This window comes from Bacteroides sp. 90-K9/2, assembly GCF_047310725.1.
Taxonomy (GTDB): domain Bacteria; phylum Bacteroidota; class Bacteroidia; order Bacteroidales; family Bacteroidaceae; genus Bacteroides; species Bacteroides vicugnae.
In genome coordinates, this window is sequence record NZ_JBCGVL010000001.1 from 1,358,224 (window position 1) to 1,371,355 (window position 13,132).

Consider the following 13,132-nt stretch of genomic DNA (forward strand, 5'->3'; position numbering starts at 1 on the left):
GAACTTGCGTTTATAGTTTCTTCTTAGTCAAAGACAACTTATCCAATAAGGGAAAGGAAGTTTGCAATAAGAGCATAGCAACTTATCTACTGATAGATTGGAGAGAAGTAAAGCACTAATTCTGCCGATAAGGTAAGGTAAACCAGAAAGTAGATCCTTTGTTTTCTTCCGACTCCACTCCTATTTTCCCTCCCAGGCGGTCTACAATCGTATGGCAGATAGAAAGTCCCAGTCCGGTACCTTGCACAAAGGAATTGTACTTCACAAACCGTTCGAATACATGAAGACACTGTTCAGGAGACATTCCACAGCCGGTGTCCGACACATAAAAATAAATCGTTTCAGGATCGAGCAAACGATACCCCATACGGATAGTACCCACCTCTGTAAACTTAATAGCATTAACTGTGAAATTGGCAAGTAACTGAATCAAACGGTTCTTATCCGTATACAATGTACATTGGGGCAGTCTTTCCGCAAATGTGAAAGTCACATTATTGTATCGCAGACGTAGCTGCATACTCTGCTCGATTTCTTCAAGCGCCTGGTTCACATCAATCAAGGCAGGGTAGAAATCGAATGTACCGGCTTCAATCTTCGACAAATCCAGAATATCATTAATCAACTGAAGCAATAAATCTGTATTTGTTTCAATAAGATCTGCATATTCGGACATTTCTTCACGGTTTTCGACATGAGGAAGCATATTCGAGAACCCTACAATAGCATTCAAGGGGGTACGTATCTCATGACTCATATTAGCCAGGAATGCGGATTTCAATTGATTAGCCTGCTCCGCTTTTTCCATCGCTTCATGCAGACGACTATATGCTTTCCGAAGAATGCTGATATAATATACAATAGCAACAATCAATATCAATAAAAAGAAAGAGCAGGAAAGGATTTGAACATAATACTGCTGGAAAAAAGTCCTGGGTTCATTGACATATACCGCATCGTCCGGATAACGGGAAGAAGGTATATTGTAGGATTTCAATACTTGATAGCAGAGATTGGCACTTCCTTGTCCTCCCACCTCACCGGGAATATTACGTGCCTGCTCTCCATCCAAAATACGACCGAGTATTTCCAACAAAGATTTACAGAACGATTCTGTCGAAACGTAATATCCTCCTGCAAAAGTATTGTTCGACAAGTCTTCGGGAGAAAGTAAGAACAATGGAGACGGAGTAAAATTGACAATCACCTCCTGAATATGATCGAAAAGATAAGTATTGTCATTTTTGTTATGTGATTCAAACCAAGAATAATAAATGATCCCCGTATTCGGTTTATAACCATGTAAAGTATCCAGCAACATTTCCGTAGACAACTGAGTGGTGGAAAGTAAATCCAGACGCAAGTCCGGAAAGTTCTCCTTTACAGCTTCCTGTACATCTCTGCGAGTTTCTTCACTGATATACCGATCGTCCGAAATGAATGCCAGACGTTCCATATCAGGTATCAGTTTGTAAATTAAGTCGATTGTCTCCTTTACATAATAATGTTGCTTCAAGATGGTTATATTATATCCGCGCCTCCATTCATCACCGGAAAGGGTATTGGCTTCCGTCAACGGAACGTGAGATAACAAGACCTCAAGGGAAGCCGGTAAATGGTCGCGGGCATTTGTCACAATTACCGGAACTTCTTTCCATACGTCATCAAACAATTCACGGCAGACTATCCATCCCGGATCTCCAATCAACACAACCGCAGTGGGAGGAGTCGGATATTTCTGGCGCAAATGGGTAACCAGAGCATTCACTTCCATCTCATTTTCCAAAGCAGGTACAGAAAGCGACTCCGCTTTGACAGAGATTCCCTGTTTCTGAAGAGCATCATGAAGACACCAATAAAAGTTTTTAGCCCAAGGCAGATTGAAATTAATCGAGTTTAAAACCAGTACTTCTTTATTTGTTTTTTCGGTTCGGGCTGACGCAGGGGATAAGAATCCTTCAATGAAAAGGAATAATCCAAGGAAAAATGGGATGATCCGCAGCGGTTGTTTCATTTGTGATATTCTATAAATAGCGAAAGCAAAGATAGTATTAATTTTTTTAGCGCAAAAAAAAGGCATCCCAAAACGAGTTGAGATGCCCTTTATTATATAAAATTAAGTATCAGAGGACTATGATTTCTTCAAAGCCGCAATACTTTCTTTCAAAGATTTGATGATACTCTCCGCATCGGCCTGCTTCTTACGTTCCAGTTCAAGAACGGCAGCCGGAGCATTATTGACGAATTTCTCGTTGCTAAGTTTCTTCATCACTCCCTGCAAGAATCCTTCTTTATGTTTCAATTCGGCTTCCATACGGGCGATTTCGGCTTCCACGTCAATCTTATTGCCCAATGGCACGGCAAATTCGGTCGTTCCTATCATGAAAGAAGCAGCACCTTCTGATTTGCTTTCTACCACTGTTACGGAAGACAGGTTACACATCTTGATAATCACCGGATTCAATTTCTCCACCGGATGAGTACCTACAACCTGCAATTCGAGTTCTTCTTTCAGAGCAATGTTCTTCTGCAAACGGATGCTACGGACATTACTGATGATTTCCTTAGCTACTTCAAACTCTGCCAGGAACTGTTCATTTGCTCCGACCGGTTCAAACAGTTGAGTAACCATCAGGCTTTCACCCGGTTCACGCTCACGCAATTGTTGCCACAGTTCTTCTGTGATAAATGGCATAAAAGGATGCAGCAATTCAAGCAGACGCTCGAAAGAGCTAAGAACCATATCATAAACAAAGCCATTGACAGGCTGTCCATAAGCAGGTTTCACGATTTCCAACAGCCAGGAAGAGAATTCATCCCAGAATAGTTTGTAAACCAGCATCAACGCTTCGCTCAAACGATATTTGGAGAAGAGATCGGCCACTTCAACAGCTGCCGCATCCAGTCTTTGGTCAAACCACTGAACTGCCAGATGTGCATCGGTAGGAATTTCAATAGTGCCTTTGGCATTTGTCCAGCCCTTAATCAGACGGAAAGCATTCCATATCTTGTTGCAGAAGTTACGTCCCTGTTCGCAAAGTGCGTCATCGAAAAGAATATCGTTTCCGGCAGGAGCAGAAAGCATCATACCCATACGTACTCCATCGGCTCCGTATTTCTCGATCAACTCCAACGGATCGGGAGAATTACCGAGTGACTTGGACATCTTACGTCCCAGTTTATCACGAACGATCCCTGTGAAGTAAACGTTCTTAAACGGCATCTTTCCTTCATACTCGTAGCCTGCCATAATCATACGGGCTACCCAGAAGAAGATAATATCCGGTCCTGTCACAAGGTCGCTGGTCGGATAGTAATAGTTGATTTCTTCGTTACCCGGATTGTTGATTCCATCGAACAAAGAGATAGGCCACAACCAGGAAGAGAACCAGGTATCCAGACAATCTTCATCCTGACGGAGATCTTCGATTGTCAAGGCGGCATTGCCGGTTTTCTCCTTCGCTTTTGCCAATGCTTCTTCTGCTGTAGCAGCTACCACATAACCGCCCTCCGGGAGGAAGTAAGCAGGAATGCGATGTCCCCACCACAACTGACGGCTGATACACCAGTCTTTGATGTTCTCCATCCAGTGACGGTAGGTATTCTTGTATTTTGCAGGATAGAACTTCAGTTCATCGTTCATTACCGGAGGCAATGCCATGTCAGCAAAATGCTGCATCTTGAGGAACCATTGCATAGACAGTTTCGGTTCGATCACTACATTGGTACGTTCCGAGTAACCTACCTTATTTGTATAGGCTTCTGTCTTGTCCAGCAGTCCGGCAGCTTCGAGGTCTTTCTCTATTTGTTTACGGACGTCGAAACGATCCATACCGATATACATACCGGCAGCTTCGCTCAATGTACCGTTATCGTTGAAGATATCAATGCTAGGCAGGTTGTACTTTTCACCCAGCATATAGTCGTTTACATCATGAGCCGGAGTCACTTTCAGGCAACCTGTACCAAATTCGATGTCTACATAATCATCTTCAATCACAGGGATGGTGCGATTTACCAGCGGAACGATCACTTTCTTGCCTTTCAGCCATTCGTTTTTCGGGTCGTTCGGATTGATACACATCGCTGTGTCACCCATGATTGTTTCGGGGCGGGTAGTTGCCACTACGGCATAGCGTCCTTCCGGATCACCTTCCACTTTATAACGGAGGTAATATAGTTTTCCGTGCTCTTCTTTGTAGATCACTTCCTCGTCAGAAAGAGCGGTCAATGCCTTCGGGTCCCAGTTCACCATACGGACACCGCGGTAGATCAATCCTTTATCGAACAGGTCTACGAAAACTTTCAGTACACTTTCACTGCGTTTCTCGTCCATAGTGAAAGCAGTACGATCCCAGTCGCAGGATGCACCGAGTTTGCGGAGCTGTTTCAGGATGATACCTCCGTGTTCGTCTGTCCAATCCCAGGCATGTTTCAGGAATTCCTCACGAGTCAGGTCAGTTTTCTTGATACCTTGAGCGGCGAGTTTGTTTACTACTTTAGCTTCAGTAGCAATAGAAGCATGGTCAGTTCCCGGTACCCAGCAGGCATTCTTGCCTTCCATACGGGCACGACGAACTAAAATATCCTGAATGGTATTATTAAGCATGTGTCCCATGTGCAACACACCGGTGACGTTCGGGGGCGGAATGACGATGGTGTAAGGTTCACGGCCATCGGGTTTCGAACTGAATAAATGATGGTCCAGCCAATACTGGTACCATTTTCCCTCCACGTCAGCGGGATTGTACTTACTTGCTAATTCCATATTGTTTTATGTATATATGATAATGTATATTCTAAAAATAACGGGTGCAAAATTAATAATTTAAATTCAAATCTTACCACCCTCGGGGTGTTTCTTCCTACTTGTAGCCATCTTTTATCCGGTTTATGTTGAATGACTTTTCCTATTACACAAGTAATAAAGCCATTGTTAACAGATTTTTTGCAAATATAGAGGTATTTTTTCGCGCGACGTCTATTTAATGCATATTTTTGTTGACTGATATTAGACAAATGATGAAAAAGAAGCCAAATGTAAGATATTTAGCCCTAGGAGCAATCTTAATCCTGGTGTGGCTAACGCAATGGATTCCTGCTCTGGCAACAATCTATTCGCAAACAATCTATCCTTTTATCTCTTACGTTTTGTCGTTTTTTTCCAATTTATTTCCTTTTGCGATAGGAGACTTATTCATCTTCCTTAGCATCACGGGGGTGATTATTTATCCTATTTACGCCCGTCTCCGCAAGAAGTTGCCTTGGAAAAAAATTTTATTGCGCGACGGCGAATATCTGTTGTGGATTTATGTATGGTTCTATCTGGCATGGGGACTGAATTATTCTCAAAAGAACTTTTACCAACGAACTGAAATCCCGTATACAGCCTACACTCCCGAAATTTTTCAGGAGTTCGTTGACGACTATATCACCCAATTAAATCGTTCGTATACCCCTATAAATAGTATCAACCAGGATTTGATACGGGAAGAAACCGTACGAATCTATAATCAGTTAAGTGATAGCTTGGGCGTGCACCGACCTCCACATGATCATCCGAGAGTAAAGACCATGTTGTTTACTCCATTCATTTCCATGGTAGGAGTAACCGGTAGCATGGGGCCTTTCTTCTGCGAATTCACCCTTAACGGAGATTTGCTTCCCGCCAACTATCCCGCCACTTATGCTCATGAACTAGCCCACCTGTTAGGTATCACCAGCGAAGCGGAAGCCAATTTCTATGCTTATCAGGTTTGCACCCGTTCACAGGCAATGGGTATCCGTTTCTCCGGATATTTCTCTGTACTGGGGCATGTATTGGGAAATGCAAAAAGATTACTTTCAGAAGAAGAATATGCAAAACTCTTTCAACGCATCCGACCGGAAATTATTGAATTAGCCAAGAATAATCAAGCCTATTGGGCTGCCAAGTATAGCCCGGTAGTGGGAGCCGTACAGGATTGGATATACGATCTTTACCTGAAAGGAAACAAGATAGAAAGTGGCCGCCAAAACTACTCGGAAGTAGTAGGGTTGTTGATTTCTTACCAGGAATGGAAAAAAATGAATTAAATAGATAGATTTATGTCACATACCAGACAAGAACAGATGGAAGCCTTCGGACGCTTCCTGGACATTCTCGACGAACTGCGTGTTAAATGTCCCTGGGACCGTAAACAGACAAATGAAAGTCTGCGTCCCAACACCATAGAAGAGACTTACGAACTTTGCGATGCCCTGATGAGGGATGACAAGAAAGAAATCTGCAAAGAATTGGGAGACGTATTATTGCACGTTGCTTTCTATGCCAAGATAGGTTCGGAAACAGGAGATTTTGACATCAAAGATGTTTGCGACAAGCTGTGCGATAAGCTGATTTTCCGCCATCCGCATGTGTTCGGAGAGGTGAAAGCAGAGACAGCCGGACAAGTTTCCGAGAACTGGGAACAGTTGAAACTCAAAGAGAAAGATGGCAACAAGAGTGTATTAAGCGGTGTGCCCGCTGCCCTACCCTCACTAATCAAGGCTTACCGTATTCAGGACAAAGCCCGCAATGTAGGCTTCGACTGGGAAGAACGGGAACAGGTTTGGGATAAAGTAAAAGAAGAAATCGGTGAGTTTCAGGAGGAAGTAGCCAACATGGATAAAGAGAAAGCGGAAGCTGAATTCGGCGACGTGATGTTCAGCCTCATCAATGCGGCACGCCTTTATAAAATCAATCCTGATAATGCACTGGAACTTACCAACCAGAAGTTTATCCGCCGCTTCAATTATCTGGAAGAGCACACCATCAAGGAGGGAAAAAGTCTGAAAGATATGTCTCTCGAAGAGATGGATGCCATTTGGAATGAAGCAAAGAAAAAAGGACTGTAACTTCCTTACCGGCATAAAAAAACTGAGGCTCTATTCCCACCGGACAGAGCCTCCATTTTACTCAAACAGAGCGTCTGTTCATACGAATCAGACGCTCTGTTTTTCTTTATTTCTTCTTTGAATCGTCTCCCTTGTCTTTGCTACGATTCATACCTTTTATCATTTCACGGTGAAAACGCATCTCTGCACGTTGCACGAGAAAAATCTTCTTGCTTGAAAGAATCTTTTTAAACTTACCCAAATAAGTTTTATCAAGCTGGTCGGCAGCAATACGGTTGTTGGCCACTTTCTCGTTGATTTCTGCATATTGAGCTTCCGTTGTTTTATCATCCTTGCCTTTGCGCATCAAATCCCATGACTCATCATTCAGTTTCTTCTTTTTATCCTGGAGTTCAAAATAAACGGGAAAGAACTTGGCTGCTTCTTCTTTATTCAATCCAGCCTGTTCGATAATGAAAGCTTTTTGTTTTTCCCTGAACTCCTCCCGGGATAAATGCTGATCACATCCATCAGCAGCCCAAAGAACAGGCATAAAGCCACACAACAAAACGATCCATGCGATTAGTTTTTTCATTTTCTGTATTCAATCAGTTTTTATAAATCATTCTACACTTGCGTCACTCAAATAAACATATAACGAATAATCATCCAGCATGGCACGATCCACTGCTACATCAATCATTTCGTCAGATACAACTACTTCAGTATCTACTTCTGTCACCGCTACATCATCTGCCGTAGCAGGCTTATGGTCTGTTGACGCCACCCGGATAATCAAGGCCGCCCCTACAAACATAGCTGCCATATAGAACAATGGTTTCAGTCTTGTCCATGTGCTGACAGGTTCTTCCTTAAAAGCGACTTTCTCTTTTTCAGGAAGTTTATTCATTATCTCCGAAGTCAGGTTCTCAAAGTAACCATCGGGCACTTTGAAGGAATTTTCCTTTCCAAGCTTCTTCAATAAAATATCTTCTTCTTTCATACGTTTTTCTCCTCTCTTTTCATTAGACAGTGTCTCATTTAAAAGGTTTAATCTATTTCTTCTAAAAACTTCTCTATTTTCTTCACCGCATGATGATAAGATGCTTTCAGTGCACCGACCGACGTGCCGAAGATCTCCGACATCTCTTCGTACTTCATTTCCTGATAATATTTCAGGTTGAACACCATACGCTGCTTTTCGGGCAAAGTCTGCAAGGCTTTTTGTAAGCACATCTGTATCTTGTCGCCTGAAAAATAAGCGTCACTCTCCAGCCTTTGCACAACTACTGCTTCGGGATCGTCAATATCTACGGTAGTCATGGCACGCTGCTTATTCAGAAAGGTAAGACACTCGTTCAGCGCGATACGATAGAGCCAGGTTGACAGCTTCGCCTCAGCACGGAAATAATCAATACTCGTCCATGCCTTGATGAAAGTGTTTTGCAGGAGATCGTTCGCATCCTCATGCGACAGTACCATCCGGCGGATTTGCCAATACAATTGCTCGCTATACTGCCCCACAATCATTTCAAATCCTTTCCGCTGTGTACTCTCCTCCTGAAGGAGTTTCAGAACTTCTCGTTCGTTATAAGGGGTCATAATCTCTCGTATCTGTATGTTTATTTATGGTTTCAAATTCAGGTTATTCATCGCCTCTAGTAAGGACGGATCATATTTATAAATGTCCTCACAATACCTCAATTTATTATCGGCAGACAGGTAAACCGTCTGATAATCTATAAATAAAGGTATATATTGTTCCAAACTATAATGTTTCAATTCACGATAAGCCACACTGATGGGCAGCTTCTTTCCCTCTTCGCTCACCGGCTTGATATCCATTGCAATACGAATACGGTCTTCCAACAATTCATCCGGCTCTTTCAACAGGAAAAACGCAAAGTCGAGGGCTTTTTGAAGACGGACACAACCGTGACTCACCGCACGATTATTCCGTGTAAAAGCCCACCGGGAGGGAGTGTCATGCAGATATACGGAATGAGGATTGGGAAAACGGAAGATGATACGTCCCAACGAATTCCCCGTTTTATTGTCCTGTTTCACCGTATAAGGTACGCCACTTCCTGCATACTTCGCCCATTTAATACTACGGGGATCTACCTGCGTACCATTCTTATCGTACACTTTCATGCGGTTACGGGTAAAATATGTCGTATCTCTACGGTAAGTAGGGATAATCTCTTTCCGGATAATGCTTTGAGGCACATTCCAGTACGGATTCAATTCCATATAATAAATCCTGCTTGACAATAGGGGAGTTTTATTCTTCACAGTCCCCACACAAATACGCATCTCCAGAATAGAGTCCGTTTCTTCGTTGACGGCCTGCAACATAAATGCCGCCACATTGGCTATCACATATTTCTGTCCTTTATCCAATGCATATTGCCAACGTGCCCGCTCCATGTTTACCAATAGCCGATCCCGATAATAATCCGTAGTATCTGTCATTCCCCAGCCATTCACACGAACCAACTCTTCCTGCATCTTATGATAAAGCGGAGAAGAGGGTTGCGCCCGACGAAAAGCGGCGTTAGGGTTTGCACGCAAAGAATCAAGGGCAGCCATTGCAAACTCCGTATCACAATGTTTCAGAGGAATGTGGTCTATCGAGTCGTTCCATCTGCGTTCCGAAGGCAGGAATCCAAATTTCAATTGACACACATACGAAAGATAGGCGGCTGTCAACTGATATTCCACGTCTGCCAGCAGACGGTTCATCGTCTTCCCCGCACGCAGATTCAAGGTACGTATCTGTTGCAATTCTCCACGAATACTATCGACAGGATAATAATTCGGATTAATTCCATGCTGTGAAATATTTCCTAACCAGAATAACATCGAGTCCGCCACCTGTATGGCTGGTTTATCGGATATGAGAGAATCGTTCAGCCAAAAGAATTCATCCTTCTCCTGATAATGAGCCAACAAAACCGAATCCCACGCAGTCACCGGATTTTCGTTCAAACAGGAACGGATCATCTGATGAATGCTGTCTGCATTTATTTGATAAGCAGGATGGAACAGTTCCTTGAGGGAAGACAAAGAGTCGGGTATTGGAGATTGAGGCTTCTCTTTTTTACAGGCTGCCAAACAACCAAAGAACAGGATGATTACTCCCCAAAGCAATCGACTACTTTTCATAGACAAGTCCCTCCATCAACGTCAATACACAAATTTTCTTTCGCTAAAATGGTTTGTGGGAAAATGGCGGACGCTTCATTAAGTAAGACAGATTCATCTTCATAACGGGCGGAAAAATGTCCGATCACCAGTTGTCTCACATTAGCATCCACAGCAAGCTGTGCAGCTTGTGCAGCAGTGGTATGATAAGTTTCCCTAGCGCGTGCCTGCTCGGTCTGTGCAAAGGTAGCCTCATGGAAAAGCAAATCTACATTTTTAATCTGTTCAGCAAGGGACGGACGATAGATTGTATCGGAACAATAAGCATATTTACGCGCCGGAGCCGAAGGGCGGGTTAAACGTAAATTAGGTATTACTTCTCCCTCGGGAGTTACAAAGTCGGCTCCGTTCTTGATGCGGTTCAGCTCATAAACCGGGACTTTATAAAAGTCTACCATGTCTCTGATGATATGATTAGGACGCTGTTTTTCTTCAAAAAGGAAACCACAACAGGGAATACGGTGTTTCAAGGGAATCGTCGTTACAGTCACCGAACGATCATCGTAAATGAGCACCGGTTCCTTCGTTTCAAATTCATGAAAGAATACCTTGTAAGTCAGTGTCTTGCAAAAGAAAGCAAGCATCGGGGCAAACAACTCTTCCAATCCCCGTGGAGAATGGATGTGCAAATCGGCAGTTCTCCCCAATAATCCGAATGTAGAGATCAATCCCAGCAATCCGAAACAGTGGTCACCATGTAAATGAGAGATAAAGATATGATTCAACCGGGAAAATTTCAGCCGGGAACGGCGTAACTGCATCTGTGCCCCTTCACCACAATCAATCATAAAAAGCTTTTCACGCAAATTCACGACTTGAGAGGTCGCAAAATGTCGCGTGGTAGGCAAAGCGGAGCCGCATCCCAATATATGTAACTCGAATTTTTCCATGGTATGCAAAGATAGGACATTTCACATTTAATCTTGCAAAGGAAGAAACTTTTTTTCTATTCACCACAGAGGACACAGAGGACGCAGAGGGTAAAGAGGATATGGAGAGGATGCGGAGGAGAAGAGGGTAGTTTATATAAATAAATATATATTACCATCGCTAATTTGTTAAATCAATCCTTCAATCCTCTGTATTCTCCATATCCTTCCTGTCCTCTATATCCTCTATATCCTCCCTACCCTCTGCGTCCTCCGTGTCCTCTGTGGTGAACAAAAAAAGCGCCCCCAAACGGGAGCGCCTTTCACTGGAAAATATTCTATTCAGATTATTTCTTTCCTTCCAACTGTTCTTTCAATGCAGCAAGAGCGTCGATATCGCCCAGCGTAGTTGAAGCAGCCTGGTTTTGGATCATCGGAGAATCTTCTCTCTTGTTGCTGGAAGATGACTTCTTAGCACCAGAAGCAGCTTTCTTTTCTGCTCTTTCTTCAGCCTTAGCTACATCTTCGAAGATACGGCTGTGAGACAGAATGATTCTCTTAGCGTCTTTGTTGAACTCGATCACTTTGAATTCAAGTTTCTCATCCAACTGTGCTTGTGAACCGTCTTCTTTTACAAGGTGTTTCGGAGTTGCGAAACCTTCTACACCGTAAGGAAGAGCTACAACAGCACCCTTATCCAACATTTCGATGATTGTACCTTCGTGTACAGAACCTACAGTGAACACAGTTTCGAATACATCCCAAGGATTTTCTTCGAGTTGTTTGTGGCCAAGGCTCAAACGACGGTTTTCTTTGTCGATTTCCAATACCTGAACTTCGATGTCAGCACCAATCTGAGTAAATTCTGATGGGTGTTTTACTTTCTTAGTCCAAGAAAGGTCAGAGATGTGGATCAAGCCGTCAACACCTTCTTCGATTTCTACGAATACACCGAAGTTAGTGAAGTTACGAACTTTTGCAGTATGCTTAGAACCTACAGGATACTTTTCTTCGATTGTTTCCCATGGATCTTGTTTCAGTTGTTTGATACCCAAAGACATCTTACGTTCTTCGCGGTCAAGTGTCAATACAACAGCTTCTACTTCGTCGCCTACCTTCATGAAATCTTGTGCAGAACGCAGGTGTTGGCTCCAAGACATTTCTGAAACGTGGATCAAACCTTCTACGCCCGGAGCGATTTCGATGAATGCACCGTAGTCAGCCATAACAACCACTTTACCTTTCACCTTGTCACCTACCTTCAAGTCAGTGTCAAGAGCATCCCATGGGTGCGGAGTCAGTTGTTTCAAGCCAAGAGCGATACGTTTCTTTTCGTCATCGAAGTCAAGGATAACAACGTTGAGCTTCTGATCCAGTTCAACCACTTCTTTCGGATCGCTAACACGTCCCCAAGAAAGGTCAGTGATGTGGATCAAACCGTCTACGCCACCAAGGTCGATGAATACACCGTAAGATGTGATATTTTTAACAGTTCCTTCAAGAACCTGTCCTTTTTCAAGTTTACCGATAATTTCTTTCTTCTGTTGTTCCAGTTCAGCTTCGATAAGAGCCTTGTGAGATACAACAACGTTTTTGAATTCCTGGTTGATTTTAACCACTTTGAATTCCATTGTTTTGCCAACGAATACATCATAGTCGCGGATCGGTTTAACGTCGATCTGAGAACCCGGCAAGAATGCTTCGATTCCGAATACGTCTACGATCATACCACCCTTCGTGCGGCACTTGATGTAACCCTTGATAATTTCTTCATTTTCCAGAGCAGCGTTAACGCGATCCCAAGAACGAGTAGCGCGGGCTTTTCTGTGTGACAGAACGAGCTGTCCTTTTTTGTCTTCCTGATTTTCGATGTACACTTCTACTGTGTCACCGATCTTCAGATCCGGATTGTAACGGAATTCATTCAATGGGATGATACCGTCTGATTTGTAACCGATGTTCACAACTACTTCACGCTTGTTCATTGCGATTACGGTTCCGTCAACAACCTCACGGTCGTTCACCTTGTTAAGCGTACCGTCGTAAGCTTTTTCAAGTTCTTCGTGGCTTGCATTGGTTACTGATTCGCCATTTTCATAAGCATCCCAGTTGAAATCTTCAATAGGAGCTACGTTCTTTAAGTTTTCCATTAATAAATAAATTGTTTAATACTTTAATTAAATAAGACATTATATTATCTA

10 protein-coding genes are annotated in these 13,132 nt (G+C 43.1%); 2 read left to right on the forward strand and 8 right to left on the reverse strand.

Annotated features, from left to right (window positions below; translation table 11 throughout):
- Positions 1-115 precede the first annotated feature (115 nt).
- On the reverse strand, positions 116-2,014 hold the full coding sequence (locus tag AAHJ11_RS05330) for an ATP-binding protein (RefSeq protein ID WP_148364387.1): 1,899 nt from the start codon (positions 2,012-2,014) through the stop codon (positions 116-118).
- Between the two features lie 117 nt (positions 2,015-2,131).
- The gene (locus AAHJ11_RS05335; protein ID WP_298043729.1) at positions 2,132-4,768 is read right to left on the reverse strand and encodes a valine--tRNA ligase; all 2,637 of its coding nucleotides are present in this window, start codon (positions 4,766-4,768) and stop codon (positions 2,132-2,134) included.
- Positions 4,769-5,019: 251 nt separating this feature from the next.
- Here AAHJ11_RS05335 and AAHJ11_RS05340 point away from each other — a divergent pair, with 251 nt between their 5' ends.
- Both AAHJ11_RS05340 and mazG read left to right on the forward strand, forming a co-directional pair.
- Positions 5,020-6,075, forward strand: coding sequence for a DUF3810 domain-containing protein (locus AAHJ11_RS05340; RefSeq protein WP_234131909.1), 1,056 nt, complete (start codon positions 5,020-5,022; stop codon positions 6,073-6,075).
- Positions 6,076-6,087: 12 nt separating this feature from the next.
- Positions 6,088-6,876 (forward strand): nucleoside triphosphate pyrophosphohydrolase, encoded by a 789-nt coding sequence (gene mazG / locus AAHJ11_RS05345; RefSeq protein WP_008775510.1) that lies wholly within the window; start codon positions 6,088-6,090, stop codon positions 6,874-6,876.
- A 106-nt stretch (positions 6,877-6,982) separates the two neighbouring features.
- On the opposite strand, the gene AAHJ11_RS05350 is transcribed toward mazG, so the two are convergent.
- From AAHJ11_RS05350 to rpsA, 6 genes are all read right to left on the reverse strand, one after another.
- Positions 6,983-7,450, reverse strand: a complete 468-nt coding sequence (locus AAHJ11_RS05350; protein ID WP_148364384.1) for a hypothetical protein — start codon at positions 7,448-7,450, stop codon at positions 6,983-6,985.
- A gap of 27 nt (positions 7,451-7,477) precedes the next feature.
- Positions 7,478-7,858, reverse strand: coding sequence for a hypothetical protein (locus tag AAHJ11_RS05355; protein ID WP_320978689.1), 381 nt, complete (start codon positions 7,856-7,858; stop codon positions 7,478-7,480).
- 47 nt (positions 7,859-7,905) lie between these two features.
- Entirely contained in the window at positions 7,906-8,457 is a 552-nt protein-coding gene (locus tag AAHJ11_RS05360; protein WP_148364383.1) for an RNA polymerase sigma factor, read from the reverse strand.
- A gap of 24 nt (positions 8,458-8,481) precedes the next feature.
- Positions 8,482-10,023 carry a L,D-transpeptidase family protein gene (locus tag AAHJ11_RS05365; protein WP_320978687.1) on the reverse strand — a complete coding sequence of 514 codons (1,542 nt, stop codon included), beginning with the start codon at positions 10,021-10,023 and terminating at the stop codon, positions 8,482-8,484.
- Positions 10,020-10,952 (reverse strand): ribonuclease Z, encoded by a 933-nt coding sequence (locus AAHJ11_RS05370; protein ID WP_148364381.1) that lies wholly within the window; start codon positions 10,950-10,952, stop codon positions 10,020-10,022. Before AAHJ11_RS05370 ends, AAHJ11_RS05365 begins: the two co-directional genes overlap by 4 nt.
- 326 nt (positions 10,953-11,278) lie before the next feature.
- Positions 11,279-13,081 (reverse strand): 30S ribosomal protein S1, encoded by a 1,803-nt coding sequence (rpsA, locus tag AAHJ11_RS05375; protein WP_148364380.1) that lies wholly within the window; start codon positions 13,079-13,081, stop codon positions 11,279-11,281.
- Between the last annotated feature and the right edge of the window lie 51 nt (positions 13,082-13,132).

Coding starts and splice junctions, on each gene's coding strand:
- AAHJ11_RS05330 (WP_148364387.1), bottom strand. CDS start 2,014: ATGAAACAACCGCTGCGGATCATCCCATTTTTCCTTGGATTATTCCTT.
- AAHJ11_RS05335 (WP_298043729.1), bottom strand. CDS start 4,768: ATGGAATTAGCAAGTAAGTACAATCCCGCTGACGTGGAGGGAAAATGG.
- AAHJ11_RS05340 (WP_234131909.1), top strand. CDS start 5,020: ATGATGAAAAAGAAGCCAAATGTAAGATATTTAGCCCTAGGAGCAATC.
- mazG (WP_008775510.1), top strand. CDS start 6,088: ATGTCACATACCAGACAAGAACAGATGGAAGCCTTCGGACGCTTCCTG.
- AAHJ11_RS05350 (WP_148364384.1), bottom strand. CDS start 7,450: ATGAAAAAACTAATCGCATGGATCGTTTTGTTGTGTGGCTTTATGCCT.
- AAHJ11_RS05355 (WP_320978689.1), bottom strand. CDS start 7,858: ATGAAAGAAGAAGATATTTTATTGAAGAAGCTTGGAAAGGAAAATTCC.
- AAHJ11_RS05360 (WP_148364383.1), bottom strand. CDS start 8,457: ATGACCCCTTATAACGAACGAGAAGTTCTGAAACTCCTTCAGGAGGAG.
- AAHJ11_RS05365 (WP_320978687.1), bottom strand. CDS start 10,023: ATGAAAAGTAGTCGATTGCTTTGGGGAGTAATCATCCTGTTCTTTGGT.
- AAHJ11_RS05370 (WP_148364381.1), bottom strand. CDS start 10,952: ATGGAAAAATTCGAGTTACATATATTGGGATGCGGCTCCGCTTTGCCT.
- rpsA (WP_148364380.1), bottom strand. CDS start 13,081: ATGGAAAACTTAAAGAACGTAGCTCCTATTGAAGATTTCAACTGGGAT.